This is a genomic window from Enterococcus sp. H57 (genome assembly GCF_003112495.1).
GTDB classification, from domain to species: Bacteria; Bacillota; Bacilli; order Lactobacillales; family Enterococcaceae; genus Enterococcus_B; species Enterococcus_B faecium.
The window spans coordinates 1-22,397 of record NZ_BEHC01000032.1; the positions used below are offsets into that span (position 1 = coordinate 1).

The 22,397-nt window shown below is 37.0% G+C and carries 25 protein-coding genes and 1 tRNA gene; 19 read left to right on the plus strand and 7 right to left on the minus strand.

The features are described from left to right. Positions 1 to 333: 333 nt before the first annotated feature. Complete coding sequence (locus tag DIZ30_RS13520; RefSeq protein ID WP_002293931.1) at positions 334 to 483, minus strand: hypothetical protein; 150 nt, start codon at positions 481 to 483, stop codon at positions 334 to 336. Positions 484 to 944: 461 nt separating this feature from the next. Here DIZ30_RS13520 and DIZ30_RS07255 point away from each other — a divergent pair, with 461 nt between their 5' ends. Then, a complete protein-coding gene (locus DIZ30_RS07255; protein WP_002297633.1) occupies positions 945 to 1,157 on the plus strand; it encodes a hypothetical protein in 213 nt (70 codons plus the stop codon). Between the two features lie 277 nt (positions 1,158 to 1,434). Here the strand turns inward: DIZ30_RS07255 and DIZ30_RS07260 are convergent, their stop codons facing one another. Beyond that, positions 1,435 to 3,234, minus strand: coding sequence for a glycerophosphoryl diester phosphodiesterase membrane domain-containing protein (locus tag DIZ30_RS07260; RefSeq protein ID WP_002287775.1), 1,800 nt, complete (start codon positions 3,232 to 3,234; stop codon positions 1,435 to 1,437). 123 nt (positions 3,235 to 3,357) lie between these two features. Next, positions 3,358 to 3,954, minus strand: coding sequence for a TVP38/TMEM64 family protein (locus DIZ30_RS07265; protein ID WP_002287776.1), 597 nt, complete (start codon positions 3,952 to 3,954; stop codon positions 3,358 to 3,360). A gap of 349 nt (positions 3,955 to 4,303) precedes the next feature. Between DIZ30_RS07265 and DIZ30_RS07270 the strand changes: the two genes are divergently transcribed. Both DIZ30_RS07270 and DIZ30_RS07275 read left to right on the plus strand, forming a co-directional pair. Then, the gene (locus DIZ30_RS07270; protein WP_109023165.1) at positions 4,304 to 4,648 is read left to right on the plus strand and encodes a carboxymuconolactone decarboxylase family protein; all 345 of its coding nucleotides are present in this window, start codon (positions 4,304 to 4,306) and stop codon (positions 4,646 to 4,648) included. Continuing rightward, positions 4,649 to 5,068 (plus strand): cupin domain-containing protein, encoded by a 420-nt coding sequence (locus DIZ30_RS07275; protein ID WP_002297629.1) that lies wholly within the window; start codon positions 4,649 to 4,651, stop codon positions 5,066 to 5,068. A 91-nt stretch (positions 5,069 to 5,159) separates the two neighbouring features. On the opposite strand, the gene DIZ30_RS07280 is transcribed toward DIZ30_RS07275, so the two are convergent. Continuing rightward, a complete protein-coding gene (locus DIZ30_RS07280) occupies positions 5,160 to 5,510 on the minus strand; it encodes a hypothetical protein (protein ID WP_002296335.1) in 351 nt (116 codons plus the stop codon). Continuing rightward, on the minus strand, positions 5,476 to 6,807 hold the full coding sequence (locus DIZ30_RS07285) for a DUF1576 domain-containing protein (RefSeq protein ID WP_043952123.1): 1,332 nt from the start codon (positions 6,805 to 6,807) through the stop codon (positions 5,476 to 5,478). The genes DIZ30_RS07280 and DIZ30_RS07285 overlap by 35 nt, the downstream gene beginning before the upstream one ends. Before the next feature lie 255 nt (positions 6,808 to 7,062). Between DIZ30_RS07285 and DIZ30_RS07290 the strand changes: the two genes are divergently transcribed. From DIZ30_RS07290 to asnB, 4 genes are all read left to right on the plus strand, one after another. Then, positions 7,063 to 7,629, plus strand: a complete 567-nt coding sequence (locus DIZ30_RS07290; RefSeq protein ID WP_002296332.1) for a TetR/AcrR family transcriptional regulator — start codon at positions 7,063 to 7,065, stop codon at positions 7,627 to 7,629. 144 nt (positions 7,630 to 7,773) lie between these two features. Beyond that, positions 7,774 to 7,861: transfer RNA gene (locus tag DIZ30_RS07295), tRNA-Ser, on the plus strand. A gap of 334 nt (positions 7,862 to 8,195) precedes the next feature. Next, complete coding sequence (gene bsh / locus DIZ30_RS07305) at positions 8,196 to 9,170, plus strand: choloylglycine hydrolase (RefSeq protein ID WP_002301324.1); 975 nt, start codon at positions 8,196 to 8,198, stop codon at positions 9,168 to 9,170. 324 nt (positions 9,171 to 9,494) lie between these two features. Next, a complete protein-coding gene (gene asnB / locus DIZ30_RS07310; protein WP_002293915.1) occupies positions 9,495 to 11,390 on the plus strand; it encodes an asparagine synthase (glutamine-hydrolyzing) in 1,896 nt (631 codons plus the stop codon). A gap of 194 nt (positions 11,391 to 11,584) precedes the next feature. On the opposite strand, the gene DIZ30_RS07315 is transcribed toward asnB, so the two are convergent. Next, a complete protein-coding gene (locus DIZ30_RS07315) occupies positions 11,585 to 12,031 on the minus strand; it encodes a DUF2188 domain-containing protein (RefSeq protein WP_002288531.1) in 447 nt (148 codons plus the stop codon). Positions 12,032 to 12,243: 212 nt separating this feature from the next. Here DIZ30_RS07315 and rpmG point away from each other — a divergent pair, with 212 nt between their 5' ends. Then, positions 12,244 to 12,408, plus strand: coding sequence for a 50S ribosomal protein L33 (gene rpmG / locus DIZ30_RS07320; protein WP_002320810.1), 165 nt, complete (start codon positions 12,244 to 12,246; stop codon positions 12,406 to 12,408). Between the two features lie 87 nt (positions 12,409 to 12,495). After that, positions 12,496 to 13,014, plus strand: coding sequence for a dihydrofolate reductase (locus DIZ30_RS07325; protein ID WP_002296121.1), 519 nt, complete (start codon positions 12,496 to 12,498; stop codon positions 13,012 to 13,014). Positions 13,015 to 13,090: 76 nt separating this feature from the next. Here the strand turns inward: DIZ30_RS07325 and DIZ30_RS07330 are convergent, their stop codons facing one another. Continuing rightward, entirely contained in the window at positions 13,091 to 14,047 is a 957-nt protein-coding gene (locus DIZ30_RS07330) for an ABC transporter substrate-binding protein (protein ID WP_002293906.1), read from the minus strand. Between the two features lie 165 nt (positions 14,048 to 14,212). Here DIZ30_RS07330 and DIZ30_RS07335 point away from each other — a divergent pair, with 165 nt between their 5' ends. The 10 genes from DIZ30_RS07335 (at position 14,213) to DIZ30_RS07380 (ending at position 22,342) form a co-directional block, all read left to right on the plus strand. Further along, positions 14,213 to 15,019: an ABC transporter ATP-binding protein gene (locus DIZ30_RS07335; protein ID WP_002325771.1), complete on the plus strand. Its 807-nt coding sequence runs from the start codon at positions 14,213 to 14,215 to the stop codon at positions 15,017 to 15,019. Then, positions 15,016 to 16,005, plus strand: coding sequence for an iron ABC transporter permease (locus tag DIZ30_RS07340; protein WP_002293904.1), 990 nt, complete (start codon positions 15,016 to 15,018; stop codon positions 16,003 to 16,005). The genes DIZ30_RS07335 and DIZ30_RS07340 overlap by 4 nt, the downstream gene beginning before the upstream one ends. Continuing rightward, positions 16,002 to 17,006, plus strand: coding sequence for an iron ABC transporter permease (locus DIZ30_RS07345; RefSeq protein ID WP_002319727.1), 1,005 nt, complete (start codon positions 16,002 to 16,004; stop codon positions 17,004 to 17,006). Before DIZ30_RS07340 ends, DIZ30_RS07345 begins: the two co-directional genes overlap by 4 nt. 131 nt (positions 17,007 to 17,137) lie before the next feature. After that, positions 17,138 to 17,680: a 5-formyltetrahydrofolate cyclo-ligase gene (locus DIZ30_RS07350; protein ID WP_002289886.1), complete on the plus strand. Its 543-nt coding sequence runs from the start codon at positions 17,138 to 17,140 to the stop codon at positions 17,678 to 17,680. 19 nt (positions 17,681 to 17,699) lie between these two features. Continuing rightward, entirely contained in the window at positions 17,700 to 18,398 is a 699-nt protein-coding gene (locus tag DIZ30_RS07355) for a rhomboid family intramembrane serine protease (protein WP_098188976.1), read from the plus strand. 20 nt (positions 18,399 to 18,418) lie between these two features. Further along, on the plus strand, positions 18,419 to 18,631 hold the full coding sequence (locus DIZ30_RS07360; RefSeq protein ID WP_002293902.1) for a YqgQ family protein: 213 nt from the start codon (positions 18,419 to 18,421) through the stop codon (positions 18,629 to 18,631). Next, positions 18,631 to 19,593, plus strand: coding sequence for an ROK family glucokinase (locus DIZ30_RS07365; RefSeq protein WP_002288462.1), 963 nt, complete (start codon positions 18,631 to 18,633; stop codon positions 19,591 to 19,593). The genes DIZ30_RS07360 and DIZ30_RS07365 overlap by 1 nt, the downstream gene beginning before the upstream one ends. Before the next feature lie 17 nt (positions 19,594 to 19,610). After that, positions 19,611 to 20,006 (plus strand): rhodanese-like domain-containing protein, encoded by a 396-nt coding sequence (locus DIZ30_RS07370; protein ID WP_002288461.1) that lies wholly within the window; start codon positions 19,611 to 19,613, stop codon positions 20,004 to 20,006. A 162-nt stretch (positions 20,007 to 20,168) separates the two neighbouring features. Beyond that, positions 20,169 to 20,534 (plus strand): DUF488 domain-containing protein, encoded by a 366-nt coding sequence (locus DIZ30_RS07375; RefSeq protein WP_002288459.1) that lies wholly within the window; start codon positions 20,169 to 20,171, stop codon positions 20,532 to 20,534. Further along, positions 20,531 to 22,342: an FAD/NAD(P)-binding domain-containing protein gene (locus DIZ30_RS07380; protein WP_002288458.1), complete on the plus strand. Its 1,812-nt coding sequence runs from the start codon at positions 20,531 to 20,533 to the stop codon at positions 22,340 to 22,342. Before DIZ30_RS07375 ends, DIZ30_RS07380 begins: the two co-directional genes overlap by 4 nt. Positions 22,343 to 22,397: the final 55 nt, after the last annotated feature.

Here is a 22,397-nt window from a genome sequence, read left to right on the forward strand (position 1 = left end):
CCTAGAAAATCACTAAATTACCAAACACCATTAGAAGTTTTTTTGAGTTACGTAAATGGAAAGTTTTGTCTCGCTTAATTTGACAAATAATAATATTAAATATTATACAGATAATAACGGAATATTATCATCGAAACAGCTAACAAAATTGTCATAAAAAACGAGATGGTTGATATTAGAACTTGTGTTTTTGTTTAGGTCTAGAGATAAAGAGAGACAATTTCCAAATATATGTAATGAATACAAAAAGACGTTTGTCGCGTATTACCGTTACAAACGTCTTTTATTGATTTTCCGAGATCTCATCAGTCGCCATTTGGAATGGTTCACTCCTTATCTAGATTCGTTTAATGCTCGGACTGCTTGTTCGATTGTAATACCAAACGCAACGTTATTTTCGTTTTGTGCATCAATCGCCATAAAACGGTTAGAAGTTGTATCAAAAGCTACGCGGTATTGCATATTTGTTTTTGTAAACGTCATAAAATTCATCTCCTTTGTAATGTAATTTAGTTCTTGAAAGTTTCCTTTAAACTTTCGAACTTATACCAAGTTTAGCATCGTACGTTTTTTGATGCAATTAAAAAGCATTTATCATTTTCCTTATTTATTTTTTCTTAAATGGTTTAGCTATTTTCTTTTAATCCGATAAGTAGCCCAATCATCAAGGTTACAAATACTATTGCTTGAATATAAATCATATGCTCACCTCTTTATAAATAACTTAGCAATATAAAGAAAAAAACGCACGAACAACATAGGAATATAAACAAACGTTTTTGTCACAACGTCTAAGATCGTGTTAAAAAATAGTTATCTAAAAAGCAGAAAAATACTCAAAATAAAAAATAAAAAAATGAATAAAAACGTTTTCAAATACAAGGTAATTTGTTATTATAAAATAAAGAAAAAACAAAATAAAAATAAAGAAAAGAGGGAATGAAATGGTAAAAGCAGAAGTAGGAAGATCTTATATATGCAAACCGATCGGAGTATCTCATGAACTAATCGGCTGTATTGAACGTACATATATCAACACGGCTGTCGTGTATGTTGAAAGTTATGACCAACGAGACTATCAACTTATCAATGAAAGCAAGTATCGCATGCTCGTAAAATTCTGTGATATTAGCGCACCTGCTGAATTGGTTTCTTAAACAGTATTTTTGAGAATTCGCAAGAACTCCCTTATAATATAAATAAAGACAGAAGGGAGCGAGAAGATATGCCAAAAAGAAAAAGTTCAGGGAAAATGGGAATTATTCTTGCAGTGATCTCTGCAATTCCTGCTATTTTAGCTATTGTTCGTGCGATGAAGGAATCAAGAGAAAGTTAAGCACACATTATGAGCGTCAAACAAAAAACGCATATACCTGCGGTGGCAGGTTATGCGTTTTTTGTTGTATAAAGACTTTTTTCATTAACGATTTTTGATTAGCCGACTCCCAAAACAAAATTTAGCAGTTTATCTGAATAAGTGATTTCTTCATCTGTTTGTTTCACACTTTCATTTAGTAGTCCCATCTCATCGGTTATGATACCATCCACACCATAAAACATCATGCGACTCATGGCATCTGAATCGTTGATTGTCCATACATATACTTCTTTTCCGTCTTGGTGGGCAGAATTAATGAAGTTACGGTTGATCGTACTATATTCCATTGTCAGAAAATCAGCAGGCGTCACAGGGGGCCCAACAATATTGAAAGGTAAGATGTAGCCCACATAAAAGTTTGGTTCTGCTTCTTTTAAATCTGAAACGGTTTGGTACGTCAAACTTTGCAAAATATGATGGTTCTCTAAGATAACTTTGCGGTATTTATGGACAAATCGTTCGACAAGGTCATCCGAATCTTTTTTAGAGGTCTTGATCTCAATAAGTAATTTTTGGTTTAGCTTATGTGCTTTTTCCAAATAAGAATCAAAAGAACAAACAGGGGCTTGCACTCCGTTTTCAGTAACTGTAAGATTTGTCAATTCTTTCAATGTAAGATCCTGTGGTGTTCCATTTACCCCTGTTAAGTGACGAAGATTTGCATCATGCATCACTACGAAATGACCATCTTTTGTTTCCTGAACATCCATCTCTACATAATCAGGATGATAGTCTCTGCTTGTTTTTTCAAGTGCTTCTAAAGTATTTTGCGCCCCATTTTGGGTACTCACACCTCTGTGAGAGACAGTCACTGGTTTTGTCTGAACAGCTGAAGTCAGATAATCCATATTGTAAAGACAGACGCCAATACCGAAAAAAACTGCAAAAAGAGTCAAACCAGTGTTTTTCAGCGCAGAGAAACGCAAGTTGGGGGCTTGTGGGATAAACCACTTAGGGATCTCAGGCAAGAAGCCTTCGTCATCCATGAAATCAACAATGATATAAAAAATCCCTACGGTAGACATCACGATATTGAATAATAAAATCCCTTGTAAAAGCGTCATAGCAAACACAGCGCTGATCAATGCATAGTCTGGGAAAAATTGTTCAACCATACTTTGTGCCAAAATAACAACGATATATCCTAAAGAAGAAAGGAGTAAAATCGTACCGCCAATCACAATAAATTGGCCCGTGATGGCCAAAAGACGCGATTTGGTCAATGACCAGCTTTCCCGAATGGCTGCTCGAAAAGGACGATCTCGTAGAATCATTTCCGGTAAAGCAAAAATCAGTCGAATCCCAATATAGCCAAGGAAAATATAAACGAGTAAAAAGGAACTGACGATGATCCAACGATTAGCAAAAATAAAATCCATAATGAAAGCGGGGATTTTTATTTTTGACAGTAGATCAGAATTAAAACTTAATCCGCTGATCGGTAGAATCAATAAAAAATAAGCAAGGAAAAACAAAAAAGTAATGGGTCTCACTTTCTTCAGCTGAAGTATCGTCAAGTGTAAGAGTTGCTTCAAAGAGATTGGTTCTTTCTTTTTAATAAAAAAAACACTCATCAAAAGAAAAGTAAATTCGAAATAAACTAACAGTAAAATCGTCATCAAAACTACGATTAACGAGAGTAGAACCCCAGGATGTTGAGAAAAAATTGAAGGAATATTGTCATAAGACAAATAGTCAATTGCCCCTCGGTGTAAAATAAAACGGGTCGTACTGCTCAATAAGGGTAAACAAATAAATAAAATAAAGCCATGCATCAGCAAGACATCACGGAAATAAGCTTGTGTTCCTTTTAAAAAGTCCCAAGCATTACCTAAGCTACGTTTCAAATAATTCATCCTATCACCTGCTCTTCACATTGTAGCGCAAATCTAATGAAAAAGGAAAGGGTGCAGTGTGTTTTGCAGACCCTTTCCCAGATTTAACATTGTCAATCAATGACTAATTTTACAAAATAAATATTATCCAAGAAGACCACTTAGATATTGACCTCCATAAATCAAGGCCATACTATATAAGAAAATCGACAGTGGTTTAGCAATCAAAATGATTAGTGTATATCGTTTCACTGACATGTTTGTCAATCCAGCCATCAAACATAACGCATCGTCAGGAGCAACTGGAAGAAAAATAGCTAGAGCAAACAGCTTCTCAAAACGGTTTTGATTATCCAGCCAGCCAATATATTTGTTATATGTCTTATCGCTAATCATGGAAAGTATGAATGGCTTTCCATAACGACGCCCTAGCAGAAAAATGATAATCGAACCAATGCAGATTCCAATATAGTTATAAATAAATCCAGCATAAGGGCCAAATATCAGGACACCAGCTGCAGTACTGATCCCTCCAGGAATGATTGGAATAACTACTTGCAGGATTTGGATGAAGACAAAAATAATCGGTCCTAAAATGATGGAATCACCTACTAATCCTCTTAACGCATTCAAATCTTTGAAAACACCTAAATTAATAAAATAAATCGTCAGCGCGATTGATAGGCCTAATCCGATAATGGATATGAAATTTATCAGTTTTCGAGAGGCAGCAATATTCATTATTCATCAACTCCTTAGAGGTTCTTTGTTAACTATACTTTACTAGAAAAGCAACTAACTGCGCCATTTTTTGATATGACAGAAAACAAACAATTTTGTAAGTTCATCATAAGTATAAAAGATTGATCTCAAAAAAACATCCAACTAAAGACTTATTTAATAACTTGTTTTTTTTAAAATAAAAAAAGCGTTAGCAACTATGCTTAAAAAGCATATCGACTGAATAAACTAAGCATTGGACAGGCTGAAAGACTACATTTAAAATGAAATGCGAAGAAACAATAGAAAATAAAGTTGCCTTAGAACCATAGTTGAATCACCTAACAGTCGTGAAGGGAGAATAAGAGAAATGGCAGAAAAACAAACCGCAGGACGAGATCAATTAGGAGATTTTGCACCAAAATTTGTAGAATTGAATGATGATGTTTTATTTGGACAAGTATGGTCCAGAGAAGAATTATCTGCTCATCAGCGTAGTATCATCACCATATCTGCATTAATTTCAGGAGGAAATTTTGAACAATTGCCAGCTCATCTGAAGATTGGCAAGCAAAATGGCATTACTAGTGAAGAAATAGCAGAAATCATTACCCATTTAGCTTTTTATGTAGGATGGCCAAAAGCTTGGTCAGCTTTTAGTTTAGCAAAAGAAATCTATTTAGAAGAAAATAGCGAAGATAAGAAAGAGGCGTAAATGACGACAAAACACGAAGAAATACACAATGGCGTGATTTTTCCAGCAGGTGAAAAAAACGAAGCTTACGCTCAAGTATTTACCGGGCAAAGCTATCTGAATATGTTAGTGAATGATCCCGAAGTTTCTGTTGGTGTAGGTAATGTAACTTTTGAACCAGGTTGTCGCAATCACTGGCATGTCCATAAAGACGGCTATCAAATCTTACTTGTGACCGGAGGAGAAGGCTGGTATCAGGAAGAAGGAAAGCCAGCAAGACGATTAATGGCTGGAGATGTCGTCGTAACGCACAAAGGGATTAAACATTGGCATGGTGCGACAAAAGACAGTTGGTTTGAACATTTGGCGATCACTGCTGGTAATTCAGAGTTTTTAGAACCTGTAACAGATGAAGTGTATGAAGGATTGGAAAATCAATAATGTCAAGCTTGAACAGCTCCTGAAAGTAGATTTTAATCGAACTTTCAGGAGCTGCTTTTTTGATTCAGTCTTTTATAAATAGAAAATAGGGTTAATAATAGGAATGAGAAGCACGTCGAAAGATCTTAATATTGATAATCGGCTGGGCATACATGATTTCCACGTCATCAATCAAACTACCTAACAGATGATAATCTTCCCGATCATGTCGGGGATTACCTAATAGTTCTTGATAGTAGATTTCCATACTAGGGTCCCGAGGATTGTTCAGCAAATCAGCAAGTACATCTAAATCTTCTGGCTGAGTTTCTGCCGTACCCTGTATCTCTATGAAAAGCCCTTCCTCAGCAAATTCTACTCCAATACGTATTTCAGTTATTTCATGGGAATATAAATAAGTAAGAAGCTCATCGATGATTCTTTTTGATAATTCTTTTTCCAAGTGTCTTTTTTTCCTTTCTGACAGCGGTAAAGTTATCTAGTATCGGTACAAGGATACCTGCAACGAAACCAGTTGAAAAACCACTGTTATATAGATTTAGTCCTCCGTGCAAAGTGCTGACGTTATGGACAAGAGCAATATGTAGTACACCAGCTATTACACCGTAAAAACTGCCGTAAAAACCGCTTATGGGCGCGAGACCTGTCCCAAACACAGCTGCAACAAGCATGCCAGTACTGGTGATCTCATGAAAAGTTCCAAACAAAGAAGCAATAAATATTCCGACTAGTATCGGAAAACTGTTTTTTAAATGACAACCAAAAGCACTGAAACCCACCGCAGATAAAATAGCACCGATGACAGGTCCATTTAACTGACCGCCAACCAGCAAAACATAAGAAGACAGCATCAGACCAACTAAGCCTATGTTGATCAAAGTAGCACCAATACCAGAATTAGCAATGAAATCAGTTGTCAATTTTCCAGATGAATCGAAAATTTCTCGAATCCCCGAAAGCCGAAAGGAATTATAATAGAAACCAATTCCGACTGTCAGCGAAAAAAAGCCAAAAATAATCCAAATGAGAGGAAAGTGATATTCATTGAAAACCAATGTATTTTCGACGATTGAATAGCTGAATAACCTCAAAACAGCAGTAAAAGTCATCGCAATCAACCCAGAGGTGAATCCAATATTATAAAGTGTGAATCCACGATGGAAAACTAAAGTTTGAGCAGCTAAGGGCGGAAGAAGTAGACCAATTGCTATGCCAGCTAAATTCCCCAATAAAATACCTATCAGTAAAGGAAAACGCATACCAAAAGTGATATAACTAACGACCGGTGATAATGCGCTACCAAACAGTCCGATCATGATGTACTGAGAAAAAGGTTTATTGACAAATACAGCGTATAGATACACACCTAAAATGATTGAGATAGAATTATAAAGATTTTTGCCAAAAAAAGAGAAACCGGTAACTGTTAGAATCGAAGCAAATAAGGGACCGTTTAAAATCACCTTGTGCCGATAAGCTAAAAGCACAGAAAGTAAGGTCAAAATCCCTACATTTATGAATGCGCTTCCGAAACCGCCTAAAGCAAAATAATCTGTCAAAAGATTGCTTGGCGAGGTAAGAATAGTTAGCAATCCACTCCAATTATCAGTAGGAGTATTAGAAAGCAAGCCAATAAAAAGAAAAAAAACACCTGTAAAACCAAGATAAAAATACTTTCTTTTCTGTGAAACGATTCGTTTTTGAGGATGAATATAAATAACGTCAGTTTCGTTTTCCATTACACACCTTCTTTTTCATTTTCTTTAACTATAACTTGAAATGAAAGATTTGGACAACTATCATTTAGGTCAAAACTAAAAATGTAAGGGAACCCATTGAATTTAACCAAATTTTTTTAATTTTGCAAAAAAAAGTTAAAGAAGACTGAAAAAAAATTTAAAATATAACGTTTTGAGTAAAATGTTTGCAAAAAATGCTAAAAATAGGGTACAATAAAACAACATATACTGCAGTAAAGAAGTGGGGGAGTTTTAATGAGAAGAAAAGTCTATACCAAGGATCAAATTCTAAAAGCTGCTTATGATGTTGTTGCAAAGGAAGGGTTTAAAGGATTTACTGCGAGAAATATTGCTAAAAAGATGGGGATTTCGACACAGCCGATTTATCTGGAATTCAAAAACATGGAAGATTTAAAAAATACGTTGCTGGATTCTATCTTTGAACAACTAAAAGAAGATGTTTTCCCTATTGAACGTACTGGTGATAAAATCATTGATCTCGGTTTGAACTATATCTACTTTGCAAAAAAGCATCATAGTCTTTACATGGCATTGTACATTGATGAACATGGGGACGGAAAGAAAATGCATGATTTTTCATACAATTATTTCCGTGAAATAGTTAAAGAAGATGAAAGATACAATCAATTATCGGATGAATATGTCGATGCTCTGCATACTGGTACATGGGTAGCAGTGACTGGCTTAGCGTCATTGATGTCATCAAACATCATGCATCCAACAGAAGAACAAATCATTGCACTGATCAAACGGACAATTGACTCGATTTTAGCATTAGATAATCCTGAAATAATCAGATAGTGTTCTATCAGTATGAATTTGATCGGTAAGTCCGTTGGCTGCAAACTGTCAATGGACTTTTTTGCTAAAAAAAGCGATTTCTGTTATTTATCTATTAGAAATAGGCTTGACATTTCGTGAAAAAAGTTTAAAAATAGTACTTACGGAAGGTTGGCAGAGTGGTAATGCACCGGACTCGAAATCCGGCGAACCGGCTAATACCGGCGCGCAGGTTCAAATCCTGTACCTTCCTTATATCAACGATTAGAGGTTGTGAAGAAGCTGTCCTGCATCAAGTAATAAGAACGGCCAAACAAAAATAGCTTTTCCTATTTTTTCGTTTGATTGGGCTTATTACCGCAGATGCAAGCTTTTGAACACCGTTTGTTCGGAATAAGGGGCTGTGACAAGACTTTTGTCACAGCCCCTTATTGTTGTACTTTTAACCTACAATATTTTTTGATTCCCCCTGAGTACTATTTTTTATAAATGCTAGTAAATCAATCTTCTTTGGCCTTTTTTTGATAAAAAAAAATACTAGATGTAAGATAAAAGTGTAAAAACGATTTGTTTTAGGAGGGGAAACGATGTGTACCGCAATCACTTATGCAACGAAAGACCATTATTTTGGAAGGAATTTTGATTATGAGATGTCTTATAATGAAGTGGTCACTATTACTCCAAGAAATTATCGTTTCGATTTTAGAAAGGTAAAAAATTTAGATAAACATTATGCAATGATAGGAATAGCAGCTGGGGTATCCAACTATCCACTCTATTATGAGGCTACAAATGAAAAAGGGTTGAGTATGGCAGGACTGAATTTTCCTGGCAATGCTGATTATAAAGAATTACAAGAAGGAAAAGATAACGTTGCACCATTTGAGTTTATTCCATGGATACTAGGGCAATGCTCAACCATAGACGAAGCTAAAGAATTATTGGCTACTATCAATCTAGTCAATATCGATTTTAGTGAAAAACTACCCTTGTCACCTTTACACTGGTTATTAGCTGATAAAGAAAAATCGATAGTAATTGAAAGTATGAAAGATGGACTTCATTTATATGATAATCCTGTCGGTGTGTTGACAAATAATCCGCCATTTGATTATCAATTATTTAATCTGAACAATTATCGCTCGCTATCAAATGGAACACCAGAAAATCATTTTTCAAACCAGATCAGCTTGAATGTTTATAGTCGTGGGATGGGAGGATTGGGCTTACCTGGAGATCTCTCTTCTGTTTCTCGATTTGTAAAAGCCACATTTACTAAAATGAATGCTGCATCAGGTGATTCAGAATCTGAAAGTATCAGTCAATTTTTTCATATACTAGGCTCAGTCGAGCAACAAAAAGGAGTATGCGATACTGGAGAAGGAAAATACGAATATACGATTTATTCTTCTTGCTGTAACGTTGATAAAGGGATTTATTATTATCGTACGTATGAAGACAGTCAAATTACTGCTGTAAATATGAATAAAGAAGACTTGGATCGTCATGAATTGGTCAGTTATCCAGTCATAAAAGAGCAACAGATAAACTATGTCAATTAATTAATGAATAGATCCGTTTGGTATCATATTTTCTGATACAGTCATAATTAGACACGATCTTTAGGTCGTGTCTTTTTTTGCTGGTTTTTTTGGAAATAGCATCCACTAATATTTTTTTAACACAAAGAGAATAAGGTAGCCTCAAAAAAGAAAACATGGTAAATTAGATATTGGGACTTTATTTTCTGTAAAAACAGAAACTTTCATCTTTTGTTTTCACGTGACGAAATTGTAAGAGAGAAAATATTCGTCCGCTATTTATTCTATGATAAGATGCATATGAATGAAATAAACAGTAATTTTATATTAGGATGTGAAAGTTAAATGTGCGGTATTGTAGGTTTTGTTAACGACAAGGACAACAAAAAAACAATTATTAATACAATGATGGATCGAATCGTTCACCGTGGACCTAATAGTTCAGGAGAATATATCGATAAACATGTTGCTTTAGGATTCAGAAGATTAAGTATTATTGACTTAGAGGGCGGTACTCAGCCTATTTACAATGAAGATCGGACAAAGATCATTATTTTTAATGGCGAAATCTATAATTACCAGCCTTTGAGAGAAGAATTGATTGCAGCTGGCCACGTTTTTCAAACACATGCAGATACAGAAGTCCTTTTGCATGGTTACGAAGAATGGGGAACAGAATTATTGCAAAAGATCCGCGGAATGTTTGCTTTTGCTATTTGGGATAATGAAAAGAATGAGTTATTCGGTGCAAGAGACCACTTTGGGATCAAACCATATTATTATGCAGAAATGAACGGAACATTTATGTTTGGTTCAGAAATCAAAAGTTTTCTGCCTCATCCTGATTTTAACAAAGAATTGAACAAAGAAGCGTTGAAACCTTATATGACTTTCCAATATTCTCCATTAAACGGCGAAACATTCTTCAAAGATGTCTATCGTTTGCCTGAAGGCCATTATTATACGTATAAAGATGGAAAACTAGACATTCAGCAATATTGGGATGCAGATTTTGAAACAAAAGAAACGCATTCCCGACAAGAATGGATCGAAAAAATCGACGAAACCGTTCAAGCTTCTATTGAAGCACATACGGTCAGTGATGTAGAAGTTGGTTCTTTCTTATCCAGCGGGGTTGATTCCAGTTATGTAACCTCTGTATTGAAACCAGATCATTCTTTCTCAATCGGGTTTGATGATAAAACCTATAATGAAGCGATTGAAGCCAGAAAACTAACCGAACTATTGGACTTAGATAATACAGCAGCAGTGATCGACGGAGACATGTCGTTCAAAGCATTCCCTTTGATCCAGTATCACTTAGATGAACCTGATTCAAATCCTTCTTGCGTACCTTTGTACTTTTTAGCAAATCTTGCTTCACAAAGTGTGCGGGTAGTCCAATCTGGAGAAGGGGCGGATGAACTGTTTGCGGGATACCAAACGTATGGATTCCATACGAATTCAAAATTCATCCGTGTGATTGCTCAAGGATTGAAAAAATTACCAAAAGGAACACGCTATAATTTAGGACGTAAAATCGGAAAAATGAAAAATTTCCATGGACGGATCCATTTATATGAATCACTTGCTCCTGCAAAAGAATATTTTATCGGTCATGCTCGAGTGTTCGAAGAATCAGAAGCATCAGAAGTGTTAACACCAAAATATCAAACAGCACCATCTGTGGATGAAATCATGACTGTTCATTACGAGAAAACAGAAGGAATCAAAGATGAAGTCAATAAGATGCAATATGTCGATCTTCATCAATGGATGCCAAAAGATATCTTGTTAAAGGCAGATAAACTTTCTATGGCAAGTTCTTTGGAAGTCCGAGTACCTTTATTGGATATCGAAGTCATGAAATTGGCTCAACAAATACCAAGTAAGTTTTTATTGAATCAAAACAACACAAAAGATATTTTCAGACAAGCTGCGAACAAACATCTTCCGGAAGAATGGTCGAATCGTGTGAAATTAGGATTCCCTGTGCCAATCAAAGCTTGGTTGAAAGAAGAACACGGCTACGAACAAGTCAAAGCATTATTCGAAGCAGATTTTGCAAAAGAATTTTTTGATCAAGAAAAAATCATGAAGTTGCTAGATGACCATCACGAAGGACGTAAAGAAGAGCAAAGAAAAATCTGGACAATCTTCAGTTTCTTGACATGGTATAAAGTCTACTTTGTAGATGAAACGATTCCGCAAGCAGAAGCAATCGACTATGTGACTGTTTGATGAAAATCAAATATCAATAAAAAAGAGGTTTTCTCCTACCGTTTAACACTGAGTGATAAGAAACAATTTCAAAAAACAGCTCTTCCCGTTTTATAGATATTATGACTTATGGTTCGGAGTTGGCAGAGGAACACCATTGTTTCGAACATAAGGGGGTTGTGACACGATTTTCGTCACAACCCCTTTACATATGTTCAATAATCGATTTCTTTTTCTTTTGTCCCATCTTTTTTATAAATGAACAAAGTTGATTCTTTGTTTTGTGCTACTTGCTTTCCTTTTTCGATTGCTTCTTTTTTTGTATCAAAATGGTTGCTTGCCTTTTTTGCCCCTTTAGATTTCACGATCCATTGTTCTTCCTCATATTCTACGATCACATCTGAATCAAGCAGTTTTCCAGCACGAGGATTCGTATCGTGTTCATCCGTCTTGCTTGGATTTTTTTCTTTTTCGAAAGTTCGTTTTTCTGATTCACTAGCATCTTCATACCATTTTTTTGCTTGATCAATGGCAATTGGGATCGCACGGTTATCAGGGTACCCTTCATCTAATAATGCATTTGCGATGTCGATTGCTTTTTTTCTTGTCAATTTATCTAAGTTTTTCATTGATGCAGGAAAGTCCTTCATGTTCCATGGCATATTAGTATCCCCCTTTATTAAAAAACATAATCTATATAAACAAGTGTAAGGGTATTTATACAAAAAGAAAAAGATTTTGTTTGAGAAGTAAAACCGTTGTATTTATCGTCAAGTAGTTTTACTTAACAAAATCGTGAAAAACACTAGCAATCTAGAAAAAATCATGGTAAGATAATCAAGTCTGAGAGTCATCTTAGAGGATTCTTGTAAAAATGGGAGGGAAAAACATGCGCGTAAACATCACTTTAGAGTGTACTTCTTGTAAAGAACGTAACTATCTAACAAGCAAAAACAAACGTAACAATCCTGATCGTTTGGAAAAACAAAAATATTGCCCACGCGAACGCAAAGTTACTTTGCACCGTGAAACAAAATAATGTTTTTAAAGTTCTCAATTCCTTGCTGGTCAAAGAATTGAGACTTTTTTTATCTCAAAACATCTAAAATCATAAGGAGCGGATAATATGTTTATTTCCATGTGGGCACAAGATAAAAATGGTCTGATCGGCAAAAATGGTTTGTTACCATGGCGATTGCCAAATGATATGCGTTTCTTTCGCGAACATACAATGGATCGAATTTTAGTGATGGGAAGAAAGACCTATGAAGGAATGGGGGATCTTTCACTTCCTTATCGCCATATCATCGTGTTGACAACGCAACCAAATTTTCGCACGAAAGAAAATGCGGAAGTAATGCATTCGATCGATGAACTTTTGTCGTATAGTCAAACGATCTCAGAAGATATCTATGTTTCGGGTGGTAGTCGGATTTTTCAAGAACTTCTTCCTTACACTGGTCGGATCTGGCGAACATTGATCGATAGCACGTTTGAAGGCGATACGTATATTGGGAATATTGATTTTTCAGACTTCGCCCTTATAGAGGAGTATGAGGGGATAACGGATCAAGAAAATCTATATGCCCATCGTTTTCAAAAATGGGAAAGAGTAAAAAATAGGGTTGCTTCAAAAGAAGAATAAAATCTATGCGTCTAGTTTGTTAATAAGAAAAAAAGCATCTCACGACTAATCGTGAAGATGCTTTTTTTAGTTAAAATCAATTTAGTTTTTCTTTGATATCATTGACCATTTCCTGACTGGCAATAGGTCCGTTATATAGCCAACTAGATTCAGGTCCGAATTGCAGTACATGATTGTCTGTCACTGCTTTAAGATTCTTCCAGCTTGGTTCATTGAACATGGCAGCATCTTTGTCACTGTTCACAAGGATGATGTAGTCAGCATCTAATTCAGCTAGCTTTTCAGAGGAAACAGCAGACCAGTCAGAAGTGGCTTTTTTGGAGACCTCTTCCACTAGATCAGGAACACCAAATTCCAGATCGTCGTATACGATTCTTCCACTTGACCGATTTTTGCTGACCATAAAGGCTGAGTTGTTGGTCACCCACAACACTGCAGCTGTCTTGTTCTCGATTTTATCTGCTAGTTCTTCTCGAGTTTTCTTGATGGATTTTTGATAATCGGAAATGATTTTTTCTGCCTCTTTTTCTTTTGCCAAAGCTTTGCCGACATCTTTTAGTTGTTCTTCCCATGTGACATCTGTTCCGTTTTTTACAACATAAGTTGGCGCGATTTTGCTATATTGTTCGTATTTCCCGCCTTCGACAGTAGCGGAAGAAGAAATCAACAGCAAATCAGGCTCAAAGCTTAACACTTTCTCATAAGGAAGGTCATAAGAAATCGTTGGGACATCCTTTAAATCATCTTGCAGATAATCTTGAATGGAACCACTGCCAACAGTCCACTGGGCGATAGGTTTTTCCCCTAGTGCAATCAGATAGTCTTCTAAGTAACTGCCGATGATCCGTTTGGGCGCGTTTGGAATCTCTACTTTATGTCCAAGTGTATCTGTGACTGTATGAGTACTATTGGATGAAGTCGTCGAATTGGCAGTTGTAGCTGTTTCTTTATCTGAAGAGGGGGAGCAAGCGCTCAGTACTCCAGCCAGCAGCAATATGCTAGATAATGTGAATACTTTTGTTTTTAATTTCATTTCTTTCCTCCTAACATAATTGAGAATCTTTCTCATTGGTTATTATTCCTGATATTTCTAACGCTGTCAACCGCTTCATTTGGCTATAGATATGAAAGTAGCGCTTGACGAAATGTTGAAACAGCGTCATAATTGAGAATGATTTTCAGCGAAAGGATGGGTGAAATGACGAGATTAAGAGCAGCTGACATTGCAGCCGGCTACGAAAACAAAAAAATCATTGAAAACATGTCTGTTACGATTCCTGAAGGGAAAATCACTAGTTTGATTGGGCCAAATGGAAGTGGAAAATCTACTTTATTGAAAAGTTTTACCCGTATACTACCTGTGAAATCAGGAAAGATCATTGTCAATAACTCTGATATCTCTACATACAGTTCAAAAGAACTTGCAAAAAAAATTACATTATTAGCACAAACTAGTGAACACCCTACAGGTATGACAGTAGAAGAAGTAGTATCTTACGGACGATACCCTTATCAAAAACTGTTCAGTGGCATGGACACGCAAGATCATGAAGCAATCGAGTGGGCGTTGGATGCTACAGGTCTAGCTGGATTTCGTATGCGGGATATCGCAACGCTGTCTGGTGGACAAACCCAGCGTGTCTGGATCGCTATGGCGCTTGCTCAGGAAACAGATATCTTGATCTTGGATGAACCGACAACATTTTTAGATCCGGCACACCAATTAGAGATCCTACAGTTATTGACTGAAATCAATCAAATGAAACAAACAACGATCTTGATGTCGATTCATGACATTAATCATGCTTCACGTTTTTCAGATTATTTATTAGCAATGAAAAACGGTAAGTTGATCACAGAAGGTACACCTGAAGAAGTGATCACAAAAGAGTGTATGAAAAAAATATTTGAGATTGATGCAACGATTGTCACGCTTCCAAGAACAAATAAACCAGTTTTTCTAACCTATGATTTGTTGCCAAAAGAGCAGGAGGATCAATTATGAGGACTATGAAGAAAAATAGACTCCTGCTTTTGGTCTGTTTTGTTCTTTTGATTATTTTTTTTGTTGCTCTTTCAAATGGCGCAGCGACTGTGGGAAAAGCAGATTTTTGGCAGGCGTTGTTTGATTTTGATAGATCAAAACAAAGTCACCAAATCATACGAAATATTCGTTTGCCTCGTGTGGCGGGAGCATTTCTTGTAGGGAGTTGTTTTGCATTGAGCGGTGCATTGATGCAAGGAGTGACAAGAAATCCTTTAGCAGATTCAGGCTTACTAGGAATCAACGCGGGTGCTTCGTTGGCAATGGCCCTTAGTTTTGCTTTTTGGCCTAAAGCTTCTGATTTTTCTGTGTTTCTAATGTCATTGGCAGGTTCTTTTGCTGTAACTTTGCTCGTATTTGGTTTTTTGCAGTTTTCGAAAATGGGCATGAATCCTTTACAGCTGATTTTAGCTGGCGTAGCTATTAGTTCTTTTTTTACTGCTATCAGCCAAGCACTTACCCAATTCTTTAATCTGCAGCAGGATCTTGCTTTTTGGTTTGTAGGCGGAGCTGCCAATATCACATGGAAACAATTAGCAGTATTGTTTCCTTTATATATACTTGCTGTTTTGGTTTCTTTTTCATTAGGAAAAGCAATATCTTTGATTCATTTGAGTGAAACACATGCATTAGCTCTTGGAAGTCATCCTAAACGAACGCGGTTGATTGTTTTCTGTCTAGTTGCAGTGTTAGCAGCCATTGCCGTTTCGTTAGTCGGACCTGTTTCATTTATTGGGCTGTTGGTTCCGCCAGTTGTTCGCGGAATGGTTGGAACGGACTATCGTTATGTTCTACCTGTCTCTTTTTTAGTTGGCGGTGGATTGGTTATGTTGGCGGATTTTACAGCGAGGATGATCAATCCCCCTTTTGAAACACCTTTTGGATTAGTCATTGCATTGATTGGCGTTCCGTTTTTACTGATACAAGTAAGGAGGGAACAACGGTGAAAAAAATATATTGGACGTTCTATTTCTTGCTTTTTGTACTTGTCATCCTGTCTATAGGTAGTTTAATGATTGGTACGCCTTTTATTTACCTGGATCAGCTTTTTGCCACGTTCATAGGGAAAGAATCATCTTCTTTGGCGCTGATTGTTAGAGAATTTCGAGTTCCTCGATTACTGATCAGTTTATTAGCAGGAGCTTGTCTTGGCGTTTCTGGTTATATCTTGCAAGGAGTAACAAGAAATGAATTGGCAGATTCTAGTATATTGGGCATTAATGCCGGAGCAGGATTTTTAGTGATGCTTTATTTAGGTTTCTTTTCGCACTATTCGCTGCCGTTTCTATTGCTAGTTGTAGCCTTTCTAGGTGGTGTTTTAGCTGCTTGCTGTGTCTATCTTGCGGCCTATGATCGAAATGGCTTTTTGGGTATGAATCGAATCTTATTGTCCGGTATTGCCGTTAATGCCGGCCTTTCTGCATTAACATTGCTATGCACGATCCAATTATCTAAGGAAAATTATGGATTTGTGAATGCATGGTTAGCGGGATCAATCTGGGGTGCGAGCTGGCCTTATGTTTGGGCATTGCTTCCATGGGCGGTTATCTTAATTCCGCTAGGAGGACTTTATGCACAGAGGATTGGATTGCTATCATTTGGTCAAGAACGCGCGCAAGGATTAGGCCTTAACGTGGCTAAAAGTCAAAAAATCCTTTTGTTGTTAGCTGTTGCTTTGGCAAGCGGTAGTGTAGCGGTGACAGGTAGTTTATCTTTTGTAGGACTACTAGCTCCTCATGCTGCGAAGCTAGTCGTACGTAAAGAAAATAACTGGACCTTTGTTCTGAGCGGTTTGTTCGGTTCCATTTTTCTGCTTAGTGCAGATATGGTTGCTAGAGTGATTCTACCAAGTGGGGAAGTACCTACAGGAATTTTGATTGCCCTTTTTGGTGCGCCATATTTTCTGTATGCACTTTTTATCAGACAAAAACACGCGCTGAACAGTTGAAATTTATTAAAAAAGGAAGGCCAATCATTTCTAGGTCTTCTTTTTATTCTATTTATGCATTTATTTGAAAGTTCGATTGCTATTTTTCTTTTTTTCCTATACCATTTTATGAGAGAAGGAAGGGTGAGTTTTTGGACCAATTGAAAGTAAGATTACGCCGGAAAGGAATCGAAAAGCTGAAAAATCTGGCCAAAAGTGGCAAGAAAAAGGAAAAAGAACAGCGAATCTATAAACAGCTATTCGCCAGCGAGTACTGGAAGTCAGCAAAAGTGATAGGGACGACTTTATCGAATGAATTTGAACTGGATACACAGCCGGTTATCCAACGAGCAGAAAAAGAACAAAAGAAAATAGTTGTACCTAAAACTTTGCCGAAACGTCAGATGGCGTTTTATGAAATGGATGAACAGTCCGTTCTTGTACGTTCGAGTTTTGGTGTTCTTGAGCCACAATCAGAGAAGCTCTATTTGCCGGAGATGATCGATCTCCTCATTGTACCAGGTATTATCTACAATAGAGCCGGTTATCGAATCGGTTTTGGCGGTGGTTATTACGACCGGTATTTAAATAATTTTCATAAAAAAACATGTAGCCTTGTTTTTCGTGAACAATTGAATGAACAATGGCAACCGGAGAGCTTTGATCAGAAGATCCAACAATTGTTTATTGACTAAAATGAAATGGGAGGTTTTCATGAATTATCAACAGCAAATAAAATTGCGTGCATGGTTAAGACGACCGTTATGGACCTATGCTTTTTTAGGGATACAGACAGCGGTCTTCCTCATGATGGAATTATTTCCGCGACTTGAGATCCCTTATTATGCCGGAATGTATGGTCCTTATATTGTTCACTTCAATGAATGGTGGCGTTTAGTGACACCAATCTTCATCCATTTTGGACTGATGCATTTCGTAATGAACTCACTGATACTGTATTTTATGGGGCAGCAAATCGAGGCAATCTATGGCCATTGGCGTTTTTTCTTGATTTATATGTTCAGCGGGATAATGGGAAATACAGCAAGCTTTGCTTTTAACGAAGCGAATGTTCTGTCTGGTGGTGCAAGTACTTCGATATTCGGTTTGTTCGGTGCGTTGTTTATCTTAGGGTTTCATTTTAAACATAACCCAGCGATCCAGCAGCTAGTCAGACATTTTCTTTTATTTATTGTGTTGACATTTGTTTTTGGTCTTCTGGATACCTCTGTAGATGTTTGGGGACATGTCGGTGGGCTAATTGGCGGATTAGTGTTAGGGAATGTTTTGGGTCTACCGAAACAACAGACAAGCTATTCGATACACCAAAGGATTCTTTCTACACTAGTTTTTGTATTTCTTTTTGTAATATGTATTTTACTGGGTTTAAAAAAATATGGTTTACTTGTATAATATGAAGGAAGTGCTTAAAGATGGAGAGCTTATATGATGTACAGCAGCTGTTCAAAAAATTTGGCATCTTTATCTATGTGGGTGCACGCATCTATGACATTGAATTAATGACTATCGAATTGCGTAATCTGTATGATAGCCGTTTGATTGATCATGATACATACATGACAGCGTGGCGCATATTAAAAAGAGAGCACCGAATTGAAGAAAGCCGAAAGAAAGGAAATTTGTAATGGACAAGAAGATTATTGGGATTGATTTAGGTGGAACAACAGCAAAATTTGCAATTTTAACACCAGAAGGAGAGATTCAGCAAAAATGGAGCATCGATACCAATATTTTGGATGATGGTAAGCATATCGTTCCTGAAATCATTGAATCAATCAATCATCGTTTGAATTTATATAATATGAAAGCCGAAGACTTTATCGGAATCGGCATGGGTACCCCAGGAAGCGTGGACAGCGAAGCTGGAACGGTTATTGGTGCGTATAACTTAAACTGGACAGAAGTTCAATTTGTGAAAAAACTGATCGAGGCAGGAACAGGAATCAAATTCGCTATCGATAATGACGCGAATGTTGCTGCTTTAGGTGAACGATGGAAAGGTGCTGGAGAAAACGATCCAGACGTTGTATTCGTTACTCTAGGAACAGGTGTTGGCGGAGGTATCGTTGCTGGCGGAAATTTGATTCACGGCGTGAGCGGAGCTGGAGGAGAAATCGGACATATCACTGTGGATCCTGAAGGGTTCGAATGTACTTGCGGTAAACGCGGATGTTTAGAAACTGTATCTAGCGCTACAGGTGTGGTACGCCTAGGTCGTTTCTTGGCAGAAGAATACGCAGGGGATTCAAAACTGAAAGCAATGCTAGACAACGGAGAAGAAGTAACAAGTAAAGATATCTTTGAAATGGCTCAAGAAGACGATCCGTTTGCATTGATGGTTGTTGATCGCGTATGCTTCTACTTAGGTTTAGCTTGCGGAAACTTGGGGAATACATTAAATCCGTCAAGTATCGTGTTAGGTGGAGGAGTATCGGCAGCAGGAGAATTTTTACGTAGCCGTGTAGAGAAATATTTTAAAGAATTTACTTTCCCGCAAGTAAGAGAATCAACAAAAATCAAATTAGCAGAGCTTGGTAATGAAGCTGGTGTCATTGGTGCTGCCTCATTAGCCTTGAAATTTGCTTAAAAAAACGGAGGCATTACATGGTTTTATGGGTAATTAATATCATTTTGCTATTGATTGTGCTTGCAATCATCCTTTGGGAAGTCTATCTACGAGTAATGGCCAAACGTTCAGCAACGACTTTGACAGAAGAAGAATTTCGAGAAGGAATGAGAAAAGCACAAGTAATCGATGTTCGCGAAAAAGATGTGTTTGATGCTGGGCATATTTTAGGTGCAAGAAACATCCCTTACACTGTTTTGAAAGATTCATTAGGATCTATTCGAAAAGACCAGCCTGTCTATATTTACGATCAAAAGAAAAGTTTGAGCATCCGTACAGCAAATAAATTACGTAAAGCAGGTTATCAAGAGATTTATTTACTTAAGGGTGGATATGACGGATGGTCTGGAAAAATCAAAAGTAAAAAAGTATAAAACAGATGATTGTATGACAGCTTTAAAAACCGAATCAATCATTAGATTTTGACCAAGATCACATGAACGGCGCAATGGATAGTTGTGCCGTTCATTTTTTTTATTTTGTGCTATTATCTACATATATAAGCTAAGCGAAAAGGTAGAAAGAAGGAAACAACTATGATCAAATTAAAACGTGTTTACCTTGATGCTGAAAAAGAGGATGGCTATAGAATACTCGTGGATAGATTCTGGCCACGAGGAATTTCAAAAGAAAAAGCGCAGTTAGATCTGTGGTTGAAAGAAATTGCACCTAGTAATGAAGCACGCAAAACTTTTGACCATGTACCAGAACGATTTGCTTCATTTGCAAAGAAATACCAGCAAGAATTGATTTTCGAAGAAGAAAAGAAGCAAGCTATTTTTAAACTCAGTCAACTTATGAAAGAACATCCAGTCATTACTTTTGTTTATGGTGCAAAAAATGAACATCAGAACCATGCTGTTTTATTGAAAAAATTTATCGAAATGGAGGCATGCAAATGAAAATAGGGATCATTGGTGCCGGACCTAGAGGATTAAGTGTAGCAGAAAGGATTCTCCATAATAATCAGGACAGACATTCTCTTGAACTTTTTCTTTTCGATCCCAATGGTCCTGGAGGTCGAGTTTGGCGGTTGAATCAGCCACCGGAGTTATTAATGAATTCTGTTTCTCAACAAGTGACGCTTTTTACAGATGAAACATTGTCCAGTGGAGGATTGGTAACACAGGGACCCAACTTGTTTCAATGGAGTAAAGGACCTGCTACAGATTATATCGAACAGACGGTAACCAAAAATAAGCAACTAATTATAGAAGAAATCAATCGTCTGGAAAAAGATCAGCAATCTACTCGATGTTTATACGGACTCTATCAACGCTGGTTTTTCTCAAAGTTGCAAGAAGAATTTCCAGCTTCTATTCAGTTTGTTTATTCTTTAGTAAAAAAAGTAAGCAAAAGAAAAGATGGTTATCTTTTACAGACAGATCAGCAAAGCTATTCTATCGATCAGCTTGTTTTAGCAAGCGGTCACTGGGAAAATGATGAGACAGAAGAAGAAAGAGTGTGGGTAGACTACGCAAAGAAAAATGTTTTACTGTATCAGCTTCCTTCTAATCCTGCAGATGTAGATCTTTCGAAGATACCGCCTAAAGAAAATGTCTTTTTAAGAGGTCTAGGCTTAAGTTTTTTTGATTATGTCGGATTGTTTACAGTATCAAGAGGAGGGCGCTTCGAGAACGAAAAGGGAAAACTGGTCTATCATCCATCAGGCAAGGAACCGATTGTATACAGTGGATCAAGAAGGGGGCTCCCTTATTACCCTCGAGGAAGAAATCAAAAGCAAGGCGGAGCAATGGCATGGCCACGGTTACTAACAAAAGAAAACCTGGAGCAATGGCATCAGTCGGGATTTTTGACTGGCGAAACATTTTTTGACTATCTGAAAAAAGACGTTGAGTTGTTTTATTACAAGAAAATCATCGAAGAATATCACTTGCCGATTCCAAAGAAAAATTTTGAGCATGATTTTCTCTCCCTCTCTTCAGAGGAGTGTCTCGGAAAGCATCCAGCACTAATCCCTTATAGATGGGATTGGTCGTATTTAGAAACTCCTCTTGCCTATCAGAATGAGCCCTTTTCAGAAGCTAGCCGAATATTTATTGAAGGGCAGATAAAAGAAGCGGAAAAAGGCAATTGCACAGGAGCATTTGCTTCAACATTTGATGCATTAAAAGACTGGCGTGATCCAATCCGGCAGGCTATTGAATGGCACGTTTTTTCTGCTAAGGAATACAAAGAAATACTATGGGGATGGTTTACTCATCTAAATAGCTTTTTAACGATCGGTCCGCCAATCATTCGGACGAAAGAATTAGCAGCACTGATAGATGCGGGTATTTTTCATTTGATCGAACCGCCATTTGATATTCAGCAAAAGCACAACCGCTATGTTATTTCTCTACAAGATAAAGAAATCAGCAGTCGCTATTTGATTGAAGCTCGATTGCCACAAACAAGCTTTTCTCGTTCAAGTAATCCTGTCATAAAAAATTTGAAGGAAAACAAACTTGTTCGCCCTTTTTCATTTTCAGATAATACAGGAAGTTATCATTCAGAAGCTATAGATGTTGAGCGAGGTACGAATCGCGTGATTGATGCTTCAGGGGAAATCCAGTCTGACTTTTATTGCTATGGAATACCTGTTGAAGGTGTGGATTGGCTAACTGCAGCAGTAGCTAGACCTTATACAGATCCATGGAATCTGAGACAGGCAGATAAAATAGCACAACTTATATTGACTGACAAATAAAAATACGCATGATGACTTATCTGTTTTTTAGAAAGTCTTCATGCGTATTTTTAAA